Origin of the sequence: Herbaspirillum sp. YR522 (assembly GCF_000282575.1) — a bacterium.
Classification (GTDB): Bacteria; Pseudomonadota; Gammaproteobacteria; order Burkholderiales; family Burkholderiaceae_D; genus Herbaspirillum.
The window spans coordinates 24,017-49,758 of sequence record NZ_AKJA01000024.1 but is presented as its reverse complement, the minus strand read 5'-3'; the positions used below and the strand labels follow the sequence as shown (position 1 = coordinate 49,758).

The following is a 25,742-nucleotide window of genomic DNA, read 5'->3' as shown; positions in this document are numbered from 1 at the left end:
TTCCATCCTCAGTGTTTCACCGGGCAACGCAGCGCGGCCCGTTGCGGCGTGGCGCCCGCCTGCCCCAATGCGTCCTGGTACAACTGGCGATAGGCGCCGAACATCATCTCCTGCGTGTAGTAGCGCTCTACCCGTGCGATCCCGGCGGCCTGCGCCGCGTGCCAGCGCTCGGGGTCGGTCAGCAGTGCCAGCGCGGCATTGGCCAGCGCCTGCGGTTCGGCGATGCCGACTACATCGCCGGCGGCGCCCAGTGCCTGGTCTTCTGCCGACAGGCCGAAGATCAACTGCCGGCACGAACCGACGTCGGTGGCCAGCCCGGGCACACCGGCGGCAAAGCCTTCGAGCAACACCAAAGGCAGCGCTTCGCTGATGCTCGACAGCACCACCAGGCCGATCTTGGGCATCAGGTCGTCGATCTTCTGGAAACCCAGGAACTTCACCTTGTCGGTCAGGCCCAGCCCGTCGGCGATGGCATGGCACTCGGCGGCATAGGCGCGGTCCTCGTCCTCCGGTCCGGCGATCCAGGCCTCGGCCTCGGGATACTGCGTGACCACGGTGCGCATGGCGCGGATGAAGGTCTTGACGTCCTTGATCGGCACCACCCGGCCCAACAGGCAGAGTACCGGCGGGATCTTCTCGGGACGCTGGGCGCGCAGCCTGCTCAGGCGCGGCAGGTCGATGCCGTTGGGGATGTTGCGCGTGCGCTCGGCCGGCGCGCCGTCGTTGATCTGGCGCAGGCGATTGGTCTCGTAGAGCGCCACGATGTGATTGGACGCCTGGTAGCACAGGTTGCCCAGCGCCTCGAAGAAGCGGATCCACAGGTCACGGAAGTACGGGATCTGCGAGGCATCCTTCTCGAACACATTGCGGTTGTCGCGGATCCACTCGCTCTGGAACAGGTCGATCTTGCGTTCCTTGGTGTAGATGCCATGCTCCGACAGCAGCAACGCGCGCCCGGTCTGCATCTTCAACAGGCTGCCCAGGAAACCGGCATAGCCGGTCGAGATGGTGTGATAGCACCTGGCCGGGATCATGTCGCGCGCCACGCGCGCCAGGGTCCAGATCGGCAGGTGCATGATGCGCACGGTCCAGAAATAATCGACGAAGGACGGATCGCTGCAAAAGCTGCGGTATTGCTGGGCCAGGTAATCCCAGGCTTGCTTGCTGAACAGGAAGGCATCCTCGTCGAGCGCCTGGCCGTCGTTCATCAGCGGCATCAGCTCCGCCAGCAGGGCGGTCAGTTCCTGGTGCTGCTCGCCGGCATCGGCGCCGGGGCGCCGGAACATCTCGTGCAACGCATGCATGCGCTCGAACGCATGGGCATCGCCACCCGAACGTACCACCCTGGAAGCGGCCAGGTGTTCGTGGATGTAGTGCGTCTCCAGGTGCACCACGTTATCGGGCAATGCATATCTGGGGGCGCCGTAGTCCTGCGACCGGCTGCCGATGAAGCACAGCCCGAAACGGATCTCGGGAAAGCCGCGGATGATCTGGTTGACCCAGCTCGACACGCCGCCGCTGACATAGGGAAAGGTGCCTTCCAGCAGCAGCATGACGTCGCAGTCGGCGGCGCGCCGCGCGTAGGGGTCGGCCGCCGTCGGCGGCGATGAAGGTGCTTGAATCATGCAGGGCCTCGTCGGGCGATGTCGGGGTGGTTGGCGTAGGTGCGGCGCCCGTGTCGCCAGAAGCGGTGCAACTGCGGCGTGGACGATACGCTGGGGTCGAAGGCCATTTCGATGAACAGCCGGCGCACCTGTTCGAAATCGCGTTCCAGATAGCTCAGCTCGGCCAGGTAGGGCAACAGGCGCGTGCGCGAGAAGCCATGCTCGTAGGCGTTCTGTAGGGCAGCCGCTGCCGCCTCGGCATTGCCGCTCATCAGTTCCAGCCTGACCAGCATGAACTCCAACCCCGGCTGGTCGCCACTGATCGCCAGCGAGGCACGCGCATGCTCGCGCATCTGGTCGCACGAATAGGTGAGCAGGTCGCCCTGCACCAGGTTTTGGTAGATCAGCTCCTGGTACAACTCGGCCACCTGCTGGTGCAGCAAGGCGCGGGTCTCGGGATCGGACACGCTGTGCAGGTGGGTCCGCATGTCGACGATGCGCTGGGTGATGCGCTTCTCCTTGGCGTCGAGGATGCCATAGGCCAGCAGCCGCATGTCGTCGGCCGGATCGGCCAGCAGGTTGCGCAACGAATCGCCGCTGCTGCGGGTGGGGGTATTCTGGATCGCCACCAGGGCGTTGAGCCGCTCGTCCAGCGGCGTGGACAGGTTGCTCAGTTGCGCGCGCACCCGGTTGCCGCGAAAACCACTGCCTTCGCGCCGGCGCATGGTGACGAACTCGGGCGAATCGGTGGTATCGAAACGGTCGGCCGCCTGGTCCCTGGGCCACAGCACGGCCACTGCCAGCGCCACCATGGTACACAGCAGGCCTGCCAGCGGCATGAAGAAATTCAATACCAGCAGGTAGGCCAGTACCCATTTGCGCGGTCGCCGGTAATGCTGCGGCATGGCCGCTGCCAGCGCCAGCGCAAACAGCGCGCTCGAGGCCAGGTGCAGCAGCAGGTAGAGGCCGACGGTGGCGGCCGCAGCAGTGCTGCCGCCACGCAGCAGCAGCGCCAGCGATGCGGCTTCCAGGCCGCAGCCTGCCAAGGCGGCGAAGACGGCCAAGGCGGGTTTTCTATTCGGCACAGCGTTCCACCAGTCTGGGCAACAGTCGGGCGGGCTCGTCCTGCCCCACTTCGGCGGTATGCACCTCGGCATAGTTGGACAGGAACTTGTTGCCGAACTGCGCGTGCGACACCGCCTCGATACGCATCAGGTAGCCGTCGACGGCGGCGCTGCCGGCCAGCGGCAGCAAGGTCATCAATACATTGCGCTCGCCCGCGCGGTAGGTCCAGATGACATCGGCGGCGCGTTTCAGGCGCCGGATCTGGTCGAACATGTCGCGCGAGGTATCGTCGTTGCCGAACACCAGCGCCACCAGCGACGAATCGATCCCGGTGTTGCGCTTGAGGTGATGCAGGCGCACCAGGTCGACCGCCAGCTGCGGCGGACAAGTCGGCAGTTGCTGGATGATGGCGCGCGACGTCGTGCCCATCTCGATGCCGTCGGCGTAGTAGTCGATCAGCACCGACATCAATTGCAGCGTGTCGTCATTGAGCGCGACGAATGGCAACTGCTCCACCAGCAGCAGGCCGAACAGCTTGCCTTCGAAATTGAGCAATGGCGCGCTGAGCAGGTAACGGCTCTGGTTGCGCAGCGTCTGTTGTACGCTCTCGGTCTGGATATGGGCCAGCTTGCCCTGCTCCAGGCTGTAGTGCACCAGCGGATCGGCGGCGTCGAAGGGCGCGGGCTTGCCCAGGCTGGCCAGCGGCTGCGGCAGCAACCTGCCGTCGGCGTCGCAGGCATGCACCGAAGCGGTCTCGATCTGGCAACTCTGCACCAGCACCTGCAGGAAAGCGTCGGCGGCGGGAAGCCTGGCCGGGTCGAGCATGGTCTGGGTCAGTGTCAGGGAACGCATGCGATCGAGCGAATCGCGCAAGGTCAGCGGCTTGGCCAGCAAGTCCTGCTCCAGCCGCTCATGCGACAGGCGCAGCAGGAAGTGGTTCTTGGTCAGCATGGTCAGGCGCTCGTCGAGATAGGCGTTGATGGCCATGAGGCGGCGACTGCGGGCGTTCCACACTTCGGCGAACTGTCCGCACAGCAGCGTCAGCACCAGTCCGCCCAGAAAGTACGCCTGCGGAAACGCATCCGCGGCCGAGACCGGCCCCATGCCATGGCCCATGGACAGCAATTGCACGTTCATCTGCCACGCCGCCAGCATGGTCACCACGGCAACCACGCCCAGCGTGGTGCCGTAGCGCATCGCCAGCACCGCCGGCACCACCCAGATCCACGGGAACTGGGCCTGCACGCCGAACGGGTCGTCCGGCGCCATCCAGCGCGACAGCGCCACCGATGCCAATACCAGCACCACGGTTTCGACCGTGCGCCAGAAGGCCTTGCGCGGCGAAGCGGTGTCGGTATCGAAACGGGCGAATATGCGCGACCAGAAATCGCCGCTGCGCCGCATGCGCCGGGCCAGCGGACGCGCATTGGCGACCAGCTTGCGCGGCGGCGGCCGATGTTGTTCGCTATTGCTCACGGCAGCATCCTGGATTTAACGTGCCGCATGGGTCAGCGGCGCCAGCAGGGTGCGCGCCAGCTTCTGCGCCACCGCCGACAAGGCTTCGCGGCTCCAGCCGCTCTTGCCACCGGCGGCGGCCCACACCACCTTGCCGCTGGCGACTTCCACCAGTTGCAGGGTCAGCCCCACCGCCGGCTCGCCATCGATGCCGACCTTGTAGCGCCATTCGTCCACCGTACCGGTGAGGGCATACGACAGGTTCTCGCTATGGGCCCATTCGAGTGCGGCCTCCATCTGCTTGCGATCCATCGGCTCGAACAAGGTCTCGTTGTTGAGCGAGGCCGGGTAGCGGCGCAGGTTGGCCACGCCATTGGCGCGCAGCACGTTCTCGGCGATCGACTCGGCACGCAGGCCCGCCTGCGGCGTCTCGGTGTGGTTGGCAAACGGCAGCAGCGCCCACGAGGCGTCGGCCGGCAACGCCGGTGCGCGGCCGATGTCGGTGGTGGAGCAGGCCGCCAGGGCAAAGGCCAGCACGGCCAGTGCGGCCATTCGCAGCACCGCGAGGCAAGACAGGGTTGGTTTCTTCATGATGATCACCGTTGAGTTGAAACAAGATTGAAATCGGATGGACTGCGGTTCAATAAAGCCATTTGTACTGCACTGCCAGTTCGAAGCCGCGCTGCGGTGCATTGGGCGTGGCGCTGGTGCTCTGCAAGCCGATCGACAGCAAATCCTGTCCGATCACGCTGCCGGCGGCACCGGCGCGCAGGTTGCGCCCCCAGCCCACATCGGTGGTGCGGGTCAGCCCGAACTCGGCAAACGGGCGCCAGCCACGCGTGTAGTTGCTCTCGACCACCGTCCCGGCACCCAAGGCAATGCCCAGCACCCGCGAATCCAATGGCATGTAGCGAAACGAGGCCGGGTCGTTGCCCGGCGGGACCAGCCGCGCCATCTGGGCGTCGGATGCGCCCCGATCGCTGAAGCGGGCGTCGTTGACGAAGGTGCGCAAGGTCAGGTTGGGATACTCGACCCGGAAATGGGTGCCGGCCTCCAGGTTGATCATGCGCCCGCTGCCCAGTCGGGTGCCGGCCTGCGTGCTGTAGCGTTGCAGCCCGCCCCCCAGGCGCAGGTATTCGGTGCGGCTCAGCTGGATGTTCAGGTTCACTTCGCCGCCACTGCGCTTGGCGCCCACCCGCATCAGTGCCGATTCGGTCGCCGTGGTATCGACGCCGGCCGTGCCAGACCAGGTCAGGCGCGGCGTGACCTGGCGCGAGAAGGCCAGCGCCAGCCCGTCGAACCCCTGCATGGCGTCGCGATGCTATAGCGCCACGCTGACGAAGCCATCCTCGATGCGCCGCCGCAGGCTCAACTCGAACAACCGGTCGACCGCCGGCACGCCATCGAGCAGTGTCAGGTCGTCACTACGCTGGTGGCGCTCGGTGTAGTTGAAATTGAGCCGGGTGCCGGGCGTAAGGGCAAACCCCGTGCCCAGGTCGAAGCGTTGCGTGGCCAGTGGAAACTCGCGGCTGCTGGTGGCGCCCGCCGAAAACTTCGCCGGCTCATCGATGACCAGGTTGGTCAGCCGCGCATGCAGTTCGTCGTCGGCCGGCAGCACCGCCAGTTGCTCGAAGGCCAGCGTCTGCGCCAGGGGCACCCGGCCCGCCACGCGCGCGGCCTCGATGCGGTCGTACATCGGCAACCAGTCGGCCAGGTTGTCGAGCAGGCGATCGAGCCCCTGCCGGTCGTCGGCCGCCAGCGATAGCGCCAGCTCGCCCCACAACGGCTTGTCGAGTTCGCGCGCAAAGCGGGTGGCCAGCCAGGCGCGCGCCAGGTCGGACTCGCCCTGGTTCATGGCGTAGGCCAACGCCAGTTCGCGCACGCTGGCCGACAGTCGCGCGTCGTCGCGCGGCCGGGCCCCGGAATCGGCATTGCGCGCAAACAGGGCGTCCGGCCCCGCCCCCAGGCCGGCGGCGATACCGTCACGCTCGGCGCGCTCGGCGCCATCCCGGCGCGCCGCGCCAGCCATCTGCTGCAACAGTGCCGGACCGGTACCGGGCGGGGCCACGCGCTCGGGTGCCGGTGCCAGGCTGGCCGCATCGGCACGCAACAGGGCTTGCATCACGCGCAAGCCGGCGTCGGCCTGCATGAACAACGGGGTCAGCGCCGCCAGGCGGTCGCGCCAGTCGCGCAACTGCACCGGCGGGATATTGCGCAATACCGCCGGGTCGCGCAGCTCGATCCAGACACGCCGGCGAATCCGCCAGGCCAGGTCCGGTTGACCGGTGGCGTCGAGCGCCTCGGCATAACTCATCAGCCAGAGGTAGTCGTTGCGCGCGAAACCGGACTTGCGAAACCAGTGCAACGCCAGGTCCTGGCGGTTGAGCGACATGTTGGCTGCGGCAAACGGCCCCCACAGGCCGGGGGCGCCTTCGGCATCGGCGGCCCACATGCCCAGCGCACGCTGCAGCGCCACGGTGTCGCGGCTGGCGATCAGGATCCAGATCAGTTCGGCGCGTACCTCGACCGAACGCGGCCGCAATTGGAGCGCCTGCACCATGTCGGCACGGGCGCCGGCCAGGTCCTGTCGCAGCTGCCTGATGGTGGCCCGCACGCTGAGGTAGGCCGCGCTCTTCTCGAGCACTGCGTTCTGCTGCGGCGACAGGCTTGCGAGAAAGGCTTGCGCGCCATCGAGGTCGGCGCTGCGCTGGCGATAGGTCAGCGCCTGCACCGCAAAGTTGACCACGCCGGTACGGCGGTAGCCGAACTCGGCCAGGGCGGCCGCCGCGCGCGGCTGCTGGTCCTGGATCACGCCCATCATGTTGCTGATGTCGCCCTCGTCGGCCAGGTCCGAGGCCAGCAACTTGTCGTAGCCTGCGCGGGCCTGGCCATCGCGTTCCAGGAACCGCGCCACCTCCGCATAGGCGCGCCAGAAATCGGTATTGGCCACGGGTGCGGCCGCAGCCGCCTCATCCAGGATGGACATGGCTTCGTCGATGCGGCCATTCATGTACAACTGGTTGGCCGAAAGCAAGGCGTTGGAAGCGGTGGCGCCGAATTCGGCGCGCTGCTGGCGCAGCAACAGCAAGGCTTGCGCATCGCGCCCCATGCGCAGGTACAGGCGCGCCAGCGCTTCCATCTCGACATTGCGCTGGCCCGGATCGGCCCGGGCGCGCCCCGCACCGTGCCGCAGGCGCTGCTCCAGCAGCTCGGCGGCGCGTTCGGGCTGGCCGACGTTCTCCAATTGCGCTACCAGTTGCGTGACCCACTTGGGGTTGCTCGGCTCGCTCTTCATCTTGTGCTGCAGCGCCTCGAGCAATACCTCTTGCTCGAAGGTGCCGGCCGACAGGCGCAGGGCGTTATCCCAACCTGCCTCGTCACCCGACAGCCGCGCATAGGCCAGCCAGTGCGGCGTGGCCTGGTCGGGTGCCCCGTCCCATTCGCTGGCCTGGGCCAGGCGTCGATGCCAGGCGGCATTGGCGGGCTGCTGGCGCACTGCCGACTGGGCCAGCAGCCGGGCATCGCCCACGTTGCGATTTGCCAGGAACACCTCGTAGGCCAGCGTATAGATGTCGTCGTCGAAGGGCATGCGCGCAATGGTGCGCTCGCCGCTCGTCTCGCGCGCCAGTGCCACCCGCAGCATGCCGGTCTGGCGCATGGCAGCCTGCATCTCGCGCCGGGCCGCACCGGGCGCGTGCAGCAGGGCCAGCGTCTTCTTCATCGACTGCCTGAACTGCAGCATGCGCGCGACATGCACGTGCGTCGGTGACGCGCCGTCGCCTGCGGCCAGCGACGGCAAGCGGCCCGACATCGACAGCTGCAGCAACTGCTTGACGTAGCGCTGCGCCAGGTCGGGCCGGTTGCCGGCCTGTGCCAGCCGGGTCAGGAACAGCAGGGTCTGGCGGTCTTGCGCCAACGGCCCGATGTCGCGTTCGGCCACTTCCAGTGCCTCGGCTACCAGGCCACCGGCCTGCAGATTGCGCAATGCGTCGAGAAAATGCGCACGCCGCGCTTGCAGCGAGCCGGCACTGTTCATCGCCAGCAGGTAGAACGCAGCGCTGCTGCGGTAGTCGCCCAGGCCCAGGCTCTGGCGTGCCATGCGCTCGGCATCCTCGGGCTCGATCGCCGAGCGCTGCGACAGCAGGCGTTCGAATGCCAGCCTGGCCGCATCGCGGTCGCCCAGCCCCAATGCATCCTGCGACAGGGCCAGCCATTGCGCCGTCGACAGCCGGTATTGCATCAGCGCCTGCAAGGCATCGTGCAAGCCGGCCAACAGGCGATCACGTTCGGGGTCGCCGGGCTTGAGGGCGAAAGCCTCCTGCTGCAGGATGCGATATTGCAGCCAAGTGGCGTCCAGCCGCGCCGTCGGGTCGTTCGATTGCGCCAGGATGGCCAGTTGCCGGCGGGCTTCTTCGAATTGGCCCAATCCCACCATCTGCTTGACCAGCTCGGCGCGCAGCACGGCATTGTCGGGCTGCGTCTTGAGGAACACCTTCAGGTATTCCACCGTCAGCTGGTCGGCGCGGCCGCTGGCATTGGCCACCTGCAAGCGCTGCTGCAGCGTCTGGCGCGGGAAGATCAGCACGAGCACCACCACCATGACCAGCGCGAAGCCGAGCATGGTCCAGGGCGAGTACAGGCTCAGCCGTTCATAAGGTGCACTGAACGAGTACCAGGTGCCTTGTTGTCGCCAGTTTAGTGTTTGCGGTCCCGAGTTCATATTGGTGTATTGCCGACTTGCCTGTGAAATTGCCGAACCAGCCCTGGTTCACGATGCTGCTGTTGCGATCCCTGTTGGTCGCCAGCGCCACGCCGTCTGCGCTGGCACTGCATTGGCGCGCGCCGCTCACGCTGAAGTTGGCGGCGCCATTGGCGGTGAGCGAAAAACGCAGTTCGACCCGGTTGCCGGCGACGCTGCGCGAGAAGTCACCCACCCGACCGCTGACTTCCAGCAATTGCACCGCCGGTGGCGCCTGGTCGGCCGCCGGTGGCGCCAGCCGCACTTCGCTCTCGGTGGTGATCAGGTAGCGCTCCTGCGGGCCCGGCGCACTACCGGCGATGCCCGCCCCGTTCATGTCGACCGCAGGCGCGCCGTCCGGCACCCGCAGGGTGCGCAGGTTGGCGCCGGTGCGATAGACCAGGCTGCCATCGGCGGCGCGGGCGATGCTGGTGTTCTCGAAATCGATCACCTTGCGGATGTACTGCGACACATACAGGCGGGTGAACGGTTGCGCCTGCGCCCAGCGATGGATGCGGTGCAATGCCGCCACCGAGGCCGGCTTGGTGCCGGCATAGAAGTGGTAATAGATATCGACCGCCTTGAAGCGCACCGGCTCACCGGTCAATTCATAACTTTCGATGGCGCGCTGGAAGCCATAGAAAGGCCCGGTCCAGTTCCCGGTATAGACGTTCTCGTCCTGGTTGGGCGCAAACACCTGGTACCAGCCCTCCTTGCGCACGCCCTGCGAGGCGATATCGGTCCAGCTCTTGCGGCTGTTGGTGATCATGGTGTCGCCACCGTTCATGTTCAGGAAACCATCCAGGTAGGTCTGCGCAATCGCCTCCGGCGGCGGCACGCAATTGCCGGTCCAGAGGAAGATCTCGGCCTTCTTGCCCGGCGGCAGCAGGGTATTGTTGATGAAGTCCATCGACCCCTTGATCTCGCGCTTGAGATCGAACTTGTAGTGCGGGATCTCCAGCGTATGCGACGCATCGCCATCGAGCTGGGTGATATCGACACTGCTGGTGCCGTGCATGGCGTCGGCCCACGAGAACGGGTGCGAGAACGAATGGCTAGCCGGTTCGATATAGGGCAAGGTGTACATCTTGCGCGCCAGCGCCGTGGTCTGCGCCGACAAGGCGGGATACACGCCCTGGGGACTGAGCTCGCCCTCCACCACCGATACCGTCACCGGAAACCGGTAGCGGTCCCAGATCTCGCGCTGCAGGACTTCGACCGCGAAGGGCGAGCCCGGGTATTCGGCCTTGGACGGAAAGCCATCGCCGTCGAGATGACTCATCATGATGCGCCGGCCTCCTTCGGTGGTCACATCGGGCACCGGGATGTCGGGCAGGCGCAGCGCACGCTTGAGAAAGCTCAGCGGTTCCAGCACCCAGCGCGGCGGGTCCAGCACCGGCAAGGTGGTGGTGGCGAACGGGGCCAGCGCGAAACCACCCCAGGGGGTCAGCGCGGCCGCGTCGTACAGGTTGTTGCGGTTGTCCTTCATGCGCAGCAGCGTCGGCGCCTTCGGATCGGTCAGGCGCACCGATTCGAGCTGGGTGCGGTCGACCCGGGGCTTGGTCTCGAAGCCCATCAGCCCGGGATCGGATTCGATGATCGCCAGGCTATCCGGTGCGGGCGCACTGAAATTGGTCAGGCCCAGCATGCCGGCGGTGATGCGCGTCATCTGGAAACCGAAGGCATTGAAGATCGCCACCGGCACGCCTTCCTTGATGCGGGCATTGATCCAGGGCCCCAGCCGCGGATGGTCGATACCGTTGCGAAACCAGGTCACCACGCCTGCATAGCGTCCGGCCAGCGGTTCGGTCGGCAGGCCCTGGCGGCCGACCTCGCGAAATTCGTAGCGTAGGCCCAGGTGATTGAGATGGATCCCCAGGAAGCGTTGCACCTCGCTGGTGTGCAAGTCTTCGCCGGCGGCCACGTCGAGCAGCACCAGCACGTTGCGCGGCACCAGTTCGACATTGGACACGCCGATCGACATCAGCGCGCCATCGGCGACCCACGGCACGAAGCCGTGCGCTGCGATCTGGCTGGCGGTGTCGCGTGCCAGGGCACGGGCGCCGGGTTGCTGCGGATCGACGTAGTCGATGGCGATCACCGGCAGGTGATAACGATCGCGCACGTTTTCCATCTGCCCCAGCAGCCATTGGCGATCGGGCTGCGGCACCGGACCATAGCTGCGTCGGCCGGCATCGTAGCCCCGGTACAGCGATTCGGCCGCTACCGCATAGGTCAGCGGCGCGACTTGCGGCAACAGTTCGAAGCCGCGATTGAGCATCAGCTTGGCGTGCGGGTAGCGGCGCTTGAATTCACGCAAGATTGCCACCATCGCCTCGGTCTGCACGCGGCGCTCTGCATCGGTTTGGGCGAACAGCTGGTACGAATCGAGGGTATCGAGAAAGAAGGCGCGCCAGCCCTGCTGCCACAACGGCGCAATGATGGTGTCGAGGAAGAAATCGCGCCAGCCGGGAGCGGCCTGGTCGATCACGCGACTCCCCCAGGCGGCGTTGTCGCCCCGCAGCACGCCTGCCGGCAACTGCTTGTAATAAGGACGTGACGGTTGCACTTCGCCCAGCGCGACATACGCAAACAGCTCGTGGGTACCATCGGCGGCGGCACGGGTGCGCGCGGCCGGGTTGGTGACGTATTCGGGCTCGACCACGGCCGCATCGAAGGCTTGCAGATCGGCCAGTGGCGGCTGGGGGCCGTAATAGAAAGCGACCGAGGCCGGCGCCGCCGCCCAGGCCGGGCCAGAGGCCAGCCAGAACAATGCGCATATCCAGATAGCCAGGCGCGCGAGATCGACGCGCCGCTCGCGGCGGGGTGCCATCGATCTTGCCCCCCCTTGCTGCAACCCAAGGCTCACGCGCCCCTCCTTTTACTCGTCCACCGATTGATGACCGCGATGAAACCATCAAGCTCGTGCCCCCGGTATCCGGAAAATCCCGATAGCCGCCAAGGCAGGATTTTCCCGGTCGGGAATTTATTAGAGTTGCTGGAGTTTATCTACATTTATCGGCAAATTGCGTTGCAGGAACGGCAACACCCGGCGAATCGGGATCACAATTATTAATAAATGTTGTCAAAAAAATACTAATTATAAAGTGTCGTTACTTATCCACAAACAGGCTTCATCACGGAAGCACTGCACAACGGGCTAGCGCACCATGCCAGGCCAGCGCAGCCTGCCTTGCCCTGTCGCGGTGCACCGAATCGGGCAGCGCATGTTGCAACGCAACTTTCCGTTGCGCAACACTGGCCCGGGCGGTTTGTCGCGATCGGCCGCAAAGCCTTGTCACAGCGCCGTTTGCGCGCCAATAATCGGCGCATCGTTTTGTATGCCGATCTTGTATATCAGTCTGGCACGCAACTTGCTCAAGAGTGGATATGGGCACACATCCTTCCATCAAGTCTTCATCGCAGATCGCAGTACGGATCACCGAGGCGATCCTGGCCAAGCAATTGGCCCCGGGAACGCGCCTGGGCGAGCAGCAGCTGGCCGACCTGTTCGGCGTCTCGCGCACCCTGGTGCGTGAAGCGCTGACCCGGTTGATGGCGCGCGGCATCGTGGTCGTCAGCGCGCGCCGCGGCTGGTTCGTGATCGAACCGACACCTGAACAGGCACGGGAAGCCTTCGAGGCACGTCGCGTGATCGAGCTGGGCCTGCTGCGCCAGATGCATACCCGCGCCATCCCGGTGGAGGCGGTGCGCCAGCTGCGCGAGCACATCGAGCGCGAACAGGCGGCCATCGCCGGCGCCGACATCGGCGCCCGCAGCTATCTGCTGGGCGACTTCCATGTCTGCCTGTGCGAATGCCTGGGCAACTCGCTGCTGTCGGAAACGCTGCGCGACCTGACCGCGCGCACCACCCTCACGGCGATGCTGCACCAGTCGTCGGAGCAGGCCGAGGATTCCTGTGAGGAACATGTACATATCGTCGCCGCCCTCGAACGGGGCGACGTCGAAGCCGCCGAACAACTGATGCACGCTCACCTGCAGCACGTTGAATCGGGCCTGAACCAGGTGCGCAGCAGCGATCCGCTGGAACCATTGCGGCAAGCGCTGGCGCCTGTATCGCGTGCCGGCGCCGCCGTTACCGATATCCAGTCCCACCGCAGTACCCAAACCAAAAGGCCATGAAGCGGCAGCACGCGCCGACAGCCATTCATCAAACGTCGTCACAAGGGAAAATGCTATGAAACTCTCGACACTGTTGCTCGGCCTGATGGCTGGCGCCCTGCTGTTGTCTGCTACCGCGGCGCGCGCCGATGCGCTCGACGAGATCCAGAAGAACGGTACCCTGCGCGTGGCCGTGCCGGCCGATTTCCCGCCATTCGGTTCGGTCGACGCCGATCTCAAGCCACAGGGATTCGACATCGACGTGGCCAACCTGATCGCCAAGAAGCTCGGCACCAAGGTCGAACTGATCCCCGTCTCGAGCGCCAACCGCGTACCGTACCTGACCACCAAGAAGGTCGACCTGATCATCTCCAGCATGGGCAAGAACGCCGAGCGCGAGAAGGTGATCGACTTCACCAGCGCCTACGCGCCGTTCTTCAATGGCGTCTTCGGCCCGACCGACCTGCCGGTCAAGGGTGCGGCCGACCTGGCCGGCAAGACCATCGCGGTGACCCGCGGTTCGGTGGAAGACCTGGAGCTGACCAAGATCATCCCGGCCACGGCCACCGTCAAGCGCTACGAGGACAACAACAGCACCATCAGCTCGTTCCTGTCGGGCCAGGTGCAACTGGTGGCGACCGGCAACGTGGTGGCCGCCGCGATCATCGCCAAGAACCCGCCGAAGAAGCCCGAAACCAAGTTCCTGATCAAGGATTCGCCTTGCTTCATCGGCTTGAACAAGGGCGAGAAGAAACTGCAGGACAAGGTCGACGCAATCCTGGCAGATGCGAAAAAGGATGGCAGCCTCAACGCCATTTCGCAAAAATGGCTTGGCCAACCCCTGCCCGCGGGACTCTAACTTGCATGGTTGATGCCTGATCGGGTATAAGGCATCCGGCATCGCTTATTTCCGGGGTGCAAGCAGTGTTGCCGGCGCGATTTCCGCCTGGCGCCGCCAACACTGGCAATAACAGTAGCAGTAGCAATAGCAGGCAGGCGGACAACCGGGATGACGGCACATGCGTCATTCCACGTACCACTGAGGCAGGACCGACACCAATCATGGCTTATCAATTCGATTTCCTATCAACCTTCGATTACGGCGACGTCATCGTCAAAGGCGTGCTGACGACGATCGAGCTGATCGCCATCGGCGGGGTCCTGGGCGTGGCGGTCGGCATCTTCGGCGCATGGGCGCGTACCCAAGGACCGAAGTGGCTCAAGCCCATCGTGAGCGCCTATGTCGAGACCATACGCAACACCCCTTTCCTGGTGCAGTTGTTCTTCATCTTCTTCGGCCTGCCGTCGCTGAACATCCAGATCAGCGAAATGCAGGCCGCGATCCTGGCCATGGTCATCAACCTGGGCGCCTACAGCACCGAGATCATCCGCGCCGGCGTGCAGGCCACCCCGCGCGGCCAGATCGAGGCGGCGCTGTCGCTGTCGATGTCGCGCATGCAGGTGTTCCGCTTCATCATCCTGCGTCCGGCACTGCAGAAGATCTGGCCGGCGCTGTCGAGCCAGGTGGTGATCGTCATGCTGGGCTCGGCCGTCTGTTCGCAGATCGCGGTGGAAGAACTGTCGTTTGCGGCCAACTTCATCCAGGGCCGTAACTTCCGCGCCTTCGAGGCCTACATCGTCGCCACCCTGATCTATCTGGTCATGTCGATCCTGCTGCGCCAGCTGCTGCGCCTGATCGGCCAAACCTTCATCACTGCCCGGAGGACCGCATGATTTCATTTACCCTCTGGGATATTGTCCGCAACCTGATGCTGGCATGGCGCTGGACCGTCGTGCTGGCGCTGGTGACCTTCGTGCTCGGCGGCACCCTGGGCCTGGTCATCCTGTTCATGCGCACCTCGCGCCAGGCATGGCTGCGCCAGGTCGCCCGCCTGTATATCGAACTGTTCCAGGGCACCCCGCTGCTGATGCAGCTGTTCCTGGTGTTCTTCGGTATCGCGCTGTTCGGCATCGAGGTGCCCGCCTGGCTGGCCGCGGGACTGGCCCTGATGCTATGGAGCGCGTCGTACCTGGCCGAGATCTGGCGCGGTTGCGTCGAGGCGATCCCGAAAGGACAGTGGGAAGCCTCCTCGGTGCTGGCCATGAGCTACTTCCAGCAGATGCGTCATATCGTTCTGCCGCAGGCGCTGCGCATCGCCATCGCGCCCACCGTCGGCTTCAGCGTGCAGATCATCAAGTCCACCGCGGTGACCTCGATCATCGGCTTCATCGAACTGTCCAAGGCCGGCACCGTGATCACCAATGCCACCTTCCGCCCCTTTACGGTGTTTGCCATCGTGGGTGTCTTCTACTTCGTGCTTTGCTGGCCGCTGTCCAAGTACAGCCAGTCTTTAGAAAGGAAATACAATGCCGCTCATCGCCATTGATAACGTCAAGAAACGCTTCGGCGACAACGAAGTCCTCAAGGGCATCAACCTGGACGTCGAACCCGGCGAAGTGATCGCCATCATCGGCAAGAGCGGCTCGGGCAAGTCGACGCTGCTGCGCTGCATCAACGGCCTGGAGACCATCGACGAAGGCAACATCAGCGTGGCCGGCGCCAAGCTGGGAGCATCCGAACTGGAATTGCGCAACCTGCGCCTGAAGGTCGGCATGATCTTCCAGCAGTTCAACCTGTTCCCGCACCTGTCGGTGGGTCGCAACGTGATGATCGCGCCGATGAAGGTCAAGGGTGTGTCCGAAGACGAAGCCATGGTGATCGCCAAGGCCAATCTCGAGCGTGTGGGCCTGGCCCAGAAGTTCGACGCCTTCCCGGACCAGCTGTCGGGTGGCCAGCAACAGCGCGTGGCCATCGCCCGTGCGCTGTCGATGCAGCCGCAGGCCCTGCTGTGCGACGAAATCACCTCGGCGCTCGACCCGGAACTGGTCAATGAAGTGCTGGCGGTGGTGCGCGGCCTGGCCAAGGAAGGCATGACCTTGCTGATGGTGACCCACGAAATGCGCTTTGCGCGTGAAGTGTGCAACCGGCTGGTGTTCATGCACCAGGGCCGCGTGCACGAGATCGGCCCGCCGGAACAGGTCTTCACCAACCCGCAGACAGCCGAACTGAAACAGTTCATCGGGATGACGCAGGGGATTTGATCGGGACGCGCGGCCAGCCATCGGCCGCACGCATGAAAAGCCGCCGTGCTGCTGTCGCAGCCCGGCGGTTTTTCAATGGGCCTGGCGATTCAGTGCAATTCGCACACCCTGCGGTCGTTCTCCTGGAACACCACCGGCCCGGTCGTATAACGCTCCTTGGGAATGGCCAGCATCATGTAGTCCTTGACCTGGTACGAGGCCCCCGACGCCGGCGCGCGATACAGGTAGTTGACCCGCAATACGCCCTGGCGCAGCGTCACCGACAAGGGCGTGAAGACGTGGGGACGCTCGGCCGCGTCCGGCGCCTGCATCACGCGCGCCACCAGCAGGTATTGCTTGGTCTGGAAATAGGCCGCCGGCGGCCCGGCCGGGCGCCGGTCGCCCATGGTCGCCGCCGGCTGCATCAGCTCGTCCCATTGCGCCCGCGAACGGATCAGGGCGCAGAACACCGGGGTGCGCGTGTCGTCCCAATTCTTCAGGAAACCCTGGTAGGACCCGCTCTGTATGGTCTTGAATGGCAAGATCGTGGGATCTTCCTTCTCGCCCCACGGCATCCAGGAACACCCGGCCGTCATCGCCAGCAGAGCGGCGGCCGATATGCTTCGCATACGCTTGTGAACCATGTTGCCCATGCATCCCTCCATTAATGTTTGCATTTAATCATGTCTTGGGCGGCAGCAACACTTTTCATGCAATCTTTACAAACGGACTGCCGCCGCCTTGAATTGCAGCTTCTGAACCCTGCCGCGCGGCTTGGTTCATCCTTGGCGCCGGATCAGCACGAAAATTGCGTGATAATGCCGGCTGCCAGCGTATAACCAGTACGCCATCGAACCGGTACGAATGCGCTCTCGCCATTTTTGAAGGATCCAAGCCATGCACCCAGCCGTTACTTCCACCACCTCGTCGCGCCAGGCCCTCGACGCCTTCATCGCCGGCATGCCCAAGACCGAGTTGCACCTGCACATCGAGGGCACGCTGGAGCCGGAACTGATGTTCGCCCTGGCCCAGCGCAACCAGGTCACCCTGCCCTACGCATCGGTGGAGGCACTGCGCGCGGCCTACGACTTCAGCGACCTGCAGTCCTTTCTCGACCTGTACTACGCCGGCGCCGACGTGCTGCGCACCGAGGCCGATTTCTTCGACATGACGGCGGCCTACATCGCCCGCGCCCGCGCCGACAACGTGCGTCATGCCGAGATCTTCTTCGATCCCCAGACCCACACCGAGCGCGGCATCCCGATTGCCACCGTGTTCGCCGGCATCGCCCGGGCGCTACGCGAAGCCCGCGAGCGCGACGGCTTCGGTAGCGTCATGATCATGTCGTTCCTGCGCCACCTGTCCGAAGCCGAAGCTTTCGCCACGCTGGAGGCCGCCTTGCCGCTGCGCGATCAATATGCCGACCTGTGGCTGGGTATCGGCCTGGATTCGTCCGAGCGCGGCAATCCACCGGAGAAATTCGCACGGGTGTACGCCCGCTGCGGCGAACTCGGCTTTCGCTTAGTGGCACATGCGGGCGAAGAAGGTCCACCGGCCTACGTCATCGGCGCCCTGGACGTGCTCAAGGTCGAGCGCATCGACCACGGCGTGCGCAGCGAGGAAGACCCGCAACTGATGCAGCGCCTGGCGCGTGAGCGCGTGCCGCTGACGGTGTGCCCGTTGTCGAACCTGAAGCTGTGCGTGGTCGACGACATGGCGCGGCACAACCTGGCGCGCCTGCTCGATGCCGGCCTGGCCGTGACCGTGAATTCGGACGACCCGGCCTACTTCGGCGGCTACATGACGGCCAACTACCTGGCCGTGGCGCAGGCGCTGGACCTGTCGCGCGAGCAGGTGCTGCAACTGGCACGCAATGGCGTCGAGGCCTGTTTCCTGCCGGATCATGAAAAATCGGTGCTGATGCAGGAACTGGAACAGTACGCCATGACGCACTGACCAGCCCCGCCGCACGTCCCGCCCGGCCCCATGCCGGGCTTTTTCGTGCGCGCGGCAGATCAAGCACGCTTCTTGCATCACGCCAGGCAGGCGTGATTGGCGACGGTTTCTTCCGGCAATCGGCGGCGCAAACGGCCACATCCGCCAGTTTCATTGCAGACAATACGACATAGGATTGACGACAATCGGCGGCGTTTTCATGCGCTGCAAAAGCGGTCATCGGGGCATGGATGGCCGATGAAAAGGGACTGCGAAGGGCGACTGTACCAGGCCTGGCGCCTGGCGGTGCAGCATCGAAACAGCCTGGGGACGCGCCCCAAAGAAAGGCACATGCCATTCTTTTTGGTGCAAAATAGCCCCGTTTTGTTGCAAATCCTTTTTCATATTGTTGACGATTCTTGGCACTCGTTGTTGATCGGCAATGACATCACGGACCGGATTTTCATCGAGAGCATGAGCATCATGAACAAAGCCAGCAAGACCCCGCATACGCCGGCCGCTCCACAGGGCCGGGTCGCCGCGGCGCGCGAGCGCGAGTCCGCGGTCGCCGTGGAAGAACGCATGTACCAGGACGTCTACGACGCCATCATGGAACACCGCCTGCCCCCGCGCACCAAGCTGACCGAGCAGACCCTCTGCCAGATCTACGACACGGCGCGCCACACGGTGCGCAAGGTGCTCTCGCGCCTGGCCTCCGAAGGCATGGTCGACCTCGAGGCCAACCGCGGCGCATTCATCGCCAGCCCGTCCCACGCCGAGGTGCGCGACATGTTCGAACTGCGCAATATCCTCGAACACGCGGTCCTGGAAAAGGTGGGACGCGAAGCCGGCACGCGCCAGATCGCGGGCCTGCGGCGCATGGTCGAGGAAGAACGCCAGTCCTATCTGAGCGGCGACCGGCCGCGCTGGATCCGGCTGTCTGCGCAATTTCACCTGGCGCTGGCCGAGTTGACCGGTAACGCGTTGCTGGTGGACACCCTGCGCAAGCTGGTCTCGCGCACCACGCTGATGATCGCCAAGACCGAAGCGCCAGGCCACAACGCCTGCTCCTTCGACGAACACGAAACGGTGCTGCAGGCGCTGGAAAACGGCGACGTCGAGGCTGCCCAGCAGCATATGGCACACCACTTGCATTTGTGCGAGGACCGGGTACGGCCGGATGCGGACGATCAGTTCGACCTGCGCGCCGTGCTTGGCAAGGGAATATAAGACAAGACCACCCGCGTGGCGCAGGTCGCGCGAACGATCGAATGCCGTAGAGCATGCAGGAAGGATACGCTGAGCCACCCGGCGCATGCGCCGGATGGGCTCGTTTGATCCACCATCCCCTCTGGACGGAGACCGGTAATGACCATCGACTCATCCCCTGCGACAAGCGGCACCCTCTACGGCGCCAACGACGCGCGCCTGACCAACGAAGACCTGGCGCCGTTGAAACGGCAGACCTGGGGCGCCTACAATATCTTCGCCTTCTGGATGTCGGACGTGCACAGCGTGGGCGGCTATGTCTTCGCGGGCAGCCTGTTCGCGCTGGGATTGACCAGCTGGCAGGTGCTGATCTCGCTGCTGGTCGGCATTTCGCTGGTGTACCTGCTGTGCAACCTGGTGGCCCGGCCCAGCCAGGCGCACGGCGTGCCCTATCCGGTCATGAGCCGTCTCTGTTTCGGCGTGCTCGGCGCCAATGTGGCGGCCATGATCCGCGGCCTCATTGCGGTGGCCTGGTATGGCATCCAGACCTACCTGGCCTCGGCCGCGTTCGTGGTGGTGGTGCTGAAGTTCTATCCCGCGCTCAGCCCCTGGGCCGACGTCCATGTGCATGCCTTCGCCGGCCTTTCGGCGCTGGGCTGGGCCGGTTTCCTGCTGCTGTGGGTGTTGCAGGCACTGGTGTTCTGGAACGGCATGGAGACCATCAAGAAGTTCATCGACTTCGCCGGGCCGGCGGTCTACCTGGTGATGTTCGTGCTGGCCGGCTGGATGATCTGGAAGGCCGGCTGGCAGAACATCGGCCTGAACCTGGGCGAGATCAAGTACAGCGGCTGGGCGGCGGTGTCGGTGATGATCACGGCCATTTCGCTGGTGGTGTCCTATTTCTCGGGACCGATGCTCAACTTCGGCGACTTCTCGCGCTATTGCCATACGTTTTCGGATGTCAAGCGCGGCAACTTCTGGGGCTTGCCGGTCAACTTCCTGGCGTTCTCGATCGTCACCGTCGTGACCACCTCGGCCACCATCGCCGTGTTCGGCGAGCTGATCACCGACCCGGTGGAAACGGTAGCCCGGATCGACAACACCACTGCCGCCGTGATCGGTGCACTGACCTTCCTGATGGCCACCATCGGCATCAATATCGTGGCCAACTTCGTGTCGGCCGCCTTCGACTTTTCCAATCTCGCGCCCAGCCGCATCAGCTGGCGCGCCGGCGGCATGCTCGCGGCCACCGCCTCGATCTTCATCACGCCCTGGAACCTGTTCGGCAACCCGGAAGTGATCCACTACACACTGGATGTGCTGGGTGGCTTCATCGGCCCGCTGTACGGCATCTTGCTGGCCGACTACTACCTGATCAAGCAGCGCGAGGTGGTGGTGGCGGACCTGTATTCGATGAACCCCGACGGTCGCTACTGGTACCGCAACGGCGTCAACCGCAACGCGGTCAAGGCACTGGTACTGGCCGCGGCCGTCTGCGTGGCGTGCGTGATGCTGCCGCAGTTGCGCGCGGCGGCCGACTTCTCGTGGTTCATCGGCGCCGCGCTGGGCGCGCTGTTCTACCTCGGCCTGGCAAGGAAGGGTTAAGGCATGCGCATCAAGCTGATCAATCCCAATACCACGGTGTCGATGACCGAGGCCATGACCGCCTGCGCGCGCGCGGTCGCCGCGCCCGGTACCGAAGTGATCGGCGTCAGCCCCACGATGGGGCCGGCCTCGATCGAAAGCCACTACGATGAAGCACTGGCAGTGCCTGGCCTGCTGCACGAGATCGCCCTGGGCGAACGCGACGGCTGCCAAGCCTACGTCATCGCCTGCTTCGGCGACCCGGGCCTGTCGGCCGCACGCGAGCTGGCCCGTGGTCCCGTCGTCGGGATCGCCGAGGCAGCCATGCACATGGCCAGCCTGATCGCACCGTCGTTCTCGGTGGTGACTACGCTGGCGCGCACCTCGGGCATGGCCTGGCACCTGGCCGAGCGCTACGGCATGCAGCGTTTCTGCCGCAATGTGCGGGCCTGCGAGATCGCCGTACTGGAGCTGGAAGATCCGGCCTCGCAGGCGCGCGCGCGCATCACCGAAGAATGCCGGCGCGCCCTGGCCGAGGACGGCGCCGAAGCCATCGTGCTGGGCTGCGCCGGCATGGCCGACCTGTGCAGCGCCATTTCGCGCGATATCGGCGTGCCGGTGATCGACGGCGTGACCGCCGCGGTCAAGCTGGCCGAGTCGCTGGTGGCGCTGGGACTGGCCACGTCCAAGCGGGGCGAGCTGGCGCCGCCCCTGCCCAAGGCCTACCAAGGGCTATTGAAGGAGTTTTCCCGACCATGACACAAGCTGCGGCGCGGGTCCGCCGGCGTCGCGTTTCTTTTCGCAACCTCAATGAGCAGCAACATGTCTTCGCAACAATCCTATCCGCGCGACCTCGTCGGCTACGGCCGCAACCCACCGCACGCGCAATGGCCGGGCCAGGCCCGCGTGGCGCTGCAGTTCGTCCTCAACTATGAAGAGGGCAGCGAGAACTGCGTGCTGCACGGCGACCCCGGTTCCGAGCAGTTCCTGTCGGAGATCGTCGGCGCGGCGGCCTACCCGGCCCGCCACATGTCGATGGAATCGATCTACGAATACGGCTCGCGCGTGGGCGTCTGGCGTATCCTGCGCGAGTTCGACAAGCGTGGCCTGCCACTGACGGTGTTCGGCGTAGCCATGGCCTTGCAGCGTGCGCCCGATGTCACGCAGGCCTTCGTCGAGCTGGGCCATGAGATCGCCTGCCACGGCCTGCGCTGGATCCACTACCAGGGCATGGACATGGCGACCGAGCGCGAGCACATGCGCCAGGCGGTACAGGTCATGCGCGAACTGACCGGGCATGCGCCGCTGGGGTGGTACACCGGTCGCGATTCACCCAATACACGGCAGCTGGTGGTGGAGCACGGCGGCTTCGCCTACGACTCCGACTACTACGGCGACGACCTGCCGTTCTGGACCGAAGTCGACACTGCGGCTGGACAACGTACGCCGCACCTGGTGGTGCCTTATACCCTCGACAGCAACGACATGCGGTTTGCCACGCCGCAGGGTTTCAACACCAGCGAGCATTTCTACCAGTACCTCAAGGACAGCTTCGACGTACTGTACGAAGAAGGCGAAGAGTCGCCGAAGATGCTGTCGATCGGCATGCACTGCCGCTTGCTGGGCAGGCCCGGGAGAATGCGCGCGCTGCAGCGGTTCCTGGATTACGTGCAGTCGCACGACAAGGTATGGATCACCCGTCGCATCGATATCGCCCGGCACTGGATGCAGGTGCATCCGTTCACGGGGGCGTGAGCCTGTCTCGGTCGCTCTCTTCCGTTCGGACTGAGTCGCTGCCTTGGCATGCGTATCGAAGCGGTCCGGCGCACATGACTTTGCCGCAGGTGCGCCTTCGATACGATCCTGCGGATCTACTCGATACGAACGGGTGTTGGAGAATCAGGAAATGCAACTCAGCACGTAGAGGCGCCGACAAGCGTCACTCGGTCGGCGCCCCGGCTTCGAACCACTTGCCGATCAACGCCCGTTCGTCATCGGTGATGTTGGTCATGTTGCCCAGCGGCATGGCCCGTGCCACCACCGCCTGTTGATAGATCTGCTGCGCATGCTGGGCGATATGCGCGGCGCTGTCGAGCAGGATGCCCTTGCCCGGTGTCGGCATCAGGCTAGGCTTTTCGGCATGGCACTGGATGCAACGCGACTGGATCACCTGCTGTACCTGGGCCAGGCTGACGCCAGCGGCGGCGGGGGCGTCGGCCGCTGCCGGGGTCGTCGCCACGGGCGCCGCGGCCGGTGTGGAGGCAGGAGCCAAGGCCGGCTTGCTACGCATCATGGGGCTCAGTCCGATGGCCACCGCCAGCAGCAGCGTCACCGCCACCCCGGGATACCACCAGTTGTTGACGCCCTTGTGGCGCAACACGAAGAACTGGCGCACCAGCGCGCCGGCGGCCATGATCGCCAGCAGCACCAGCCAGTTGTGCGGGGCGCTGTAGGTCATGCTGTAGTGATTGGAGAGCATCGCAAACAGCACCGGCAGGGTGAAGTAGGTGTTATGGACGCTGCGCTGCTTGCCGCGCTTGCCATGGATCGGGTCCGGTGCCTGGCCGGCACGCATGGACGCCACCATCTTGCGCTGCCCGGGGATGATCCAGGCCAGCACGTTGGCGCTCATGATGGTCGCCAGCGACGCCCCGCTGATGAGGAACGCCGCGCGCCCCGAGAACAGGTGGCAGGCGGCCCATACCGATACCACCACTTGCAGCGCCACCAGCAGGTTGACCTTGCGCTCACCTCCGGCACGGTCGCCCAGGGTGCTGCAGATGGTGTCGTAGAGCAGCCAGTTGAACACCAGGAAGGCCACCGCTACCCCGCCCGCCATCGACCCGGACATGTCGAACACGTTGCGGTCGACCAGGAACACATTGGCATTGAACAGGTACAGCAACGAAAACAGCGCGAAGCCCGATAGCCAGGTGCTGTAGGCTTCCCAATAGAACCAGTGCAGGTGCTGCGGCAAGGCCTTGGGCGCCAGCAGGTACTTTTGCGGGTTGTAGAAGCCGCCTCCATGCACGGCCCACAATTCGCCGCCCACGCCCTTGTCGATCAACTCGGGGTCGCTGGGCGCCACCAGGCTGTTGTCGAGCCAGACGAAATAGAACGACGATCCGATCCAGGCGATCGCGGTGATGACGTGCAGCCAGCGCAGCAGCAGATTGAGCCAGTCGAAGATATAGGCTTCCATGGGGTGTTCGCTTTCTGTTTCTCTAAGAAGGGGCCGCAGCGGATATGGCGCAAGACTTAGCATAAATGGTGCCTGGCGCGCCCGCCTGCCGCAACGTAGGCGCAGCATGCCATGCAACACGGATTGCCGACAATCAATTCGATCACTGTCGACAAAACATGCAGACCGGAAAACCCGCCACCGGCCCCCACTATGGGCCAGTCCACGCGCTACCTATGCGACTTGCAGCCGGACCGTGCTTTTTTTCTTACGCTTTTTCGCATCCACGTTTTTAGTGCACGGCGTCGAATCGGGTGCATGAAAAGCACCAAGTTGTTGCAAATACAAAAATCCATTGTCGACAAAACGGCCTGATGTTGCCGACCGCCGCCTCCTGCGCGGTGGCACCGGCATTGGCACGATATCTGCTAAACCCCGGTGCTGCGTCCGCTGGCAGAACGGACGGGAGAGCAGCAATCCGACTGCCATTGAACGGAAAACCTGAATCTGCCGGACCAGGTGTCCGGCGTCTTTTTGAACTGGGGAGCGTAATGAAGAAAACTCGTTTGGCACTGGCCTTGGCATCCTGTGTCGTGGCCAGCGGCGCGATGGCGCAATCGACCGTCACCGTCAGCGGCCTGGTCGACGCCTATATGGGCAGCATCAAGAACAGCGGCGAGAAGAGCCGCGCGGTCGTCAACTCGGGTGGCCTGACGACGTCGTGGATCGGTTTCAAGGGCAGTGAAGACCTGGGCGGCGGCATGAAGGCGGAATTCGCCCTGACCTCGTTCTTCCAGACCGACACCGGCGCCTCGGGCCGCTTCTCGGGCGACAACCTGTTCTCGCGCGACGCCAACATCGGGCTGGTCGGCAGCTATGGCAAGATCGCCCTGGGCCGCGGGCTGGCGCCAAGCTTCCTGCCCACCGTGCTGTTCAACCCGTTCGGCGATTCGTTTACCTTCTCGCCGCTGGTGCTGCACGTCTACACCCCCACCGGCAACTTCGGCGCCCGTTCCTGGACCCAGGCCAACGCGGCCGACAGCGGCTGGAGCAACCAGATCGTCTATACCACGCCCAAGGTCGGCGGCCTGCAGGCCAACGTCCACTACCAACTGGGCGAAGTGGCCGGCCAGAACGGCAAGAAGAACGTCGGCGTCAACGCGCTCTACTTCAATGGCGGCCTGGCATTGACCGGCCTGTATTTCGATGCCCAGGTCAGCAACCCCAACTCGGGTTCGGCCATCATCGACGCCACCACCCCATTTGCCAGCATCACCCGCCAGAAGACCTGGATGGTGGGTGCCACCTACGACTTCAAGGTGGTCAAGCTGTACGGCACCTTCCAGACCAGCAAGGACACTACCGCCGGTGCGCCGCAAGCCAAGGACAAGGTCTACAGCGCGGGCCTGTCGGCGCCGGTGGGCAATGGTTCGATCCTGGCCGGGTTCGCCCGCACCAAGCGTACCGGCGACCTGCTGGCGCGTGAAGTGGCGCGCAACACCACCTCGGTGGGCTATGACTACTTCATGTCCAAGCGCACCGACCTGTACGCCATCGTCATGAACGACAAGGTCTCCACCACCGGCAGCGGTGTGTCGTTCGGCCTGGGCATGCGTCACCGTTTCTGATCGACCGTCGTGGCAGTTGTTGTAGAAGGGTAGTAAAGCAGGTCGGCGACTCCTTCTGGGCCGACCTGCCGTCTTGAGGCTGACCTTGGGCGGGGACCGTAATACCGGAATGCGCGCTGCCGTGCTGGCCTGTGCGCATT

At 64.7% G+C, this 25,742-nt stretch carries 20 protein-coding genes; 11 read left to right on the top strand and 9 right to left on the bottom strand.

The features are described 5' to 3' along the window. Positions 1-8: 8 nt before the first annotated feature. Genes pelF through PMI40_RS04585 form a run of 7 tightly spaced genes read right to left on the bottom strand, consistent with a single transcriptional unit; the run spans position 9 to position 11,695 of the window. Positions 9-1,625 (bottom strand): GT4 family glycosyltransferase PelF, encoded by a 1,617-nt coding sequence (pelF, locus tag PMI40_RS04615; RefSeq protein ID WP_008112634.1) that lies wholly within the window; start codon positions 1,623-1,625, stop codon positions 9-11. Beyond that, positions 1,622-2,668 carry a hypothetical protein gene (locus PMI40_RS04610; RefSeq protein WP_157221442.1) on the bottom strand — a complete coding sequence of 349 codons (1,047 nt, stop codon included), beginning with the start codon at positions 2,666-2,668 and terminating at the stop codon, positions 1,622-1,624. The genes pelF and PMI40_RS04610 overlap by 4 nt, the downstream gene beginning before the upstream one ends. A gap of 10 nt (positions 2,669-2,678) precedes the next feature. Then, positions 2,679-4,145, bottom strand: a complete 1,467-nt coding sequence (locus PMI40_RS04605; protein WP_008112630.1) for a PelD GGDEF domain-containing protein — start codon at positions 4,143-4,145, stop codon at positions 2,679-2,681. 15 nt (positions 4,146-4,160) lie between these two features. After that, on the bottom strand, positions 4,161-4,715 hold the full coding sequence (locus tag PMI40_RS04600; protein ID WP_008112628.1) for a hypothetical protein: 555 nt from the start codon (positions 4,713-4,715) through the stop codon (positions 4,161-4,163). A gap of 49 nt (positions 4,716-4,764) precedes the next feature. Further along, on the bottom strand, positions 4,765-5,433 hold the full coding sequence (locus PMI40_RS04595) for a hypothetical protein (protein WP_008112626.1): 669 nt from the start codon (positions 5,431-5,433) through the stop codon (positions 4,765-4,767). Between the two features lie 12 nt (positions 5,434-5,445). After that, a complete protein-coding gene (locus PMI40_RS04590; RefSeq protein WP_157221441.1) occupies positions 5,446-8,844 on the bottom strand; it encodes a tetratricopeptide repeat protein in 3,399 nt (1,132 codons plus the stop codon). Beyond that, a complete protein-coding gene (locus tag PMI40_RS04585; RefSeq protein WP_008112622.1) occupies positions 8,774-11,695 on the bottom strand; it encodes a bifunctional glycoside hydrolase 114/ polysaccharide deacetylase family protein in 2,922 nt (973 codons plus the stop codon). Before PMI40_RS04585 ends, PMI40_RS04590 begins: the two co-directional genes overlap by 71 nt. 557 nt (positions 11,696-12,252) lie before the next feature. Between PMI40_RS04585 and PMI40_RS04580 the strand changes: the two genes are divergently transcribed. The 5 genes from PMI40_RS04580 to PMI40_RS04560 all read left to right on the top strand — a co-directional run bounded on the left by PMI40_RS04580 (position 12,253) and on the right by PMI40_RS04560 (position 16,086). After that, positions 12,253-13,005, top strand: a complete 753-nt coding sequence (locus tag PMI40_RS04580) for a GntR family transcriptional regulator (RefSeq protein WP_008112620.1) — start codon at positions 12,253-12,255, stop codon at positions 13,003-13,005. A 55-nt stretch (positions 13,006-13,060) separates the two neighbouring features. After that, the gene (locus PMI40_RS04575; protein WP_008112618.1) at positions 13,061-13,843 is read left to right on the top strand and encodes a transporter substrate-binding domain-containing protein; all 783 of its coding nucleotides are present in this window, start codon (positions 13,061-13,063) and stop codon (positions 13,841-13,843) included. Between the two features lie 203 nt (positions 13,844-14,046). Next, positions 14,047-14,718 carry an amino acid ABC transporter permease gene (locus tag PMI40_RS04570; protein WP_008112617.1) on the top strand — a complete coding sequence of 224 codons (672 nt, stop codon included), beginning with the start codon at positions 14,047-14,049 and terminating at the stop codon, positions 14,716-14,718. After that, complete coding sequence (locus PMI40_RS04565) at positions 14,715-15,371, top strand: amino acid ABC transporter permease (protein ID WP_008112615.1); 657 nt, start codon at positions 14,715-14,717, stop codon at positions 15,369-15,371. Before PMI40_RS04570 ends, PMI40_RS04565 begins: the two co-directional genes overlap by 4 nt. After that, the gene (locus PMI40_RS04560; RefSeq protein ID WP_008112613.1) at positions 15,352-16,086 is read left to right on the top strand and encodes an amino acid ABC transporter ATP-binding protein; all 735 of its coding nucleotides are present in this window, start codon (positions 15,352-15,354) and stop codon (positions 16,084-16,086) included. The genes PMI40_RS04565 and PMI40_RS04560 overlap by 20 nt, the downstream gene beginning before the upstream one ends. Positions 16,087-16,175: 89 nt before the next feature. Here the strand turns inward: PMI40_RS04560 and PMI40_RS04555 are convergent, their stop codons facing one another. Continuing rightward, positions 16,176-16,694 carry a hypothetical protein gene (locus PMI40_RS04555; protein WP_238540891.1) on the bottom strand — a complete coding sequence of 173 codons (519 nt, stop codon included), beginning with the start codon at positions 16,692-16,694 and terminating at the stop codon, positions 16,176-16,178. Between the two features lie 268 nt (positions 16,695-16,962). On the opposite strand from PMI40_RS04555, the gene PMI40_RS04550 reads away from it, so the two are divergent. The 5 genes from PMI40_RS04550 to puuE all read left to right on the top strand — a co-directional run bounded on the left by PMI40_RS04550 (position 16,963) and on the right by puuE (position 22,548). After that, complete coding sequence (locus PMI40_RS04550) at positions 16,963-18,021, top strand: adenosine deaminase (protein WP_008112609.1); 1,059 nt, start codon at positions 16,963-16,965, stop codon at positions 18,019-18,021. A gap of 462 nt (positions 18,022-18,483) precedes the next feature. Next, the gene (locus PMI40_RS04545; RefSeq protein WP_040501665.1) at positions 18,484-19,230 is read left to right on the top strand and encodes a GntR family transcriptional regulator; all 747 of its coding nucleotides are present in this window, start codon (positions 18,484-18,486) and stop codon (positions 19,228-19,230) included. A 138-nt stretch (positions 19,231-19,368) separates the two neighbouring features. After that, on the top strand, positions 19,369-20,814 hold the full coding sequence (locus tag PMI40_RS04540) for an NCS1 family nucleobase:cation symporter-1 (protein WP_008112605.1): 1,446 nt from the start codon (positions 19,369-19,371) through the stop codon (positions 20,812-20,814). A 3-nt stretch (positions 20,815-20,817) separates the two neighbouring features. Next, a complete protein-coding gene (locus PMI40_RS04535; protein WP_008112604.1) occupies positions 20,818-21,552 on the top strand; it encodes an aspartate/glutamate racemase family protein in 735 nt (244 codons plus the stop codon). 63 nt (positions 21,553-21,615) lie between these two features. Then, positions 21,616-22,548 (top strand): allantoinase PuuE, encoded by a 933-nt coding sequence (gene puuE / locus PMI40_RS04530; RefSeq protein WP_008112602.1) that lies wholly within the window; start codon positions 21,616-21,618, stop codon positions 22,546-22,548. A gap of 184 nt (positions 22,549-22,732) precedes the next feature. On the opposite strand, the gene PMI40_RS04525 is transcribed toward puuE, so the two are convergent. Continuing rightward, on the bottom strand, positions 22,733-23,995 hold the full coding sequence (locus tag PMI40_RS04525) for a urate hydroxylase PuuD (protein ID WP_008112600.1): 1,263 nt from the start codon (positions 23,993-23,995) through the stop codon (positions 22,733-22,735). 530 nt (positions 23,996-24,525) lie between these two features. Between PMI40_RS04525 and PMI40_RS04520 the strand changes: the two genes are divergently transcribed. Then, positions 24,526-25,602 (top strand): porin, encoded by a 1,077-nt coding sequence (locus PMI40_RS04520; RefSeq protein WP_008112599.1) that lies wholly within the window; start codon positions 24,526-24,528, stop codon positions 25,600-25,602. The last annotated feature ends 140 nt before the right edge of the window (positions 25,603-25,742 follow it).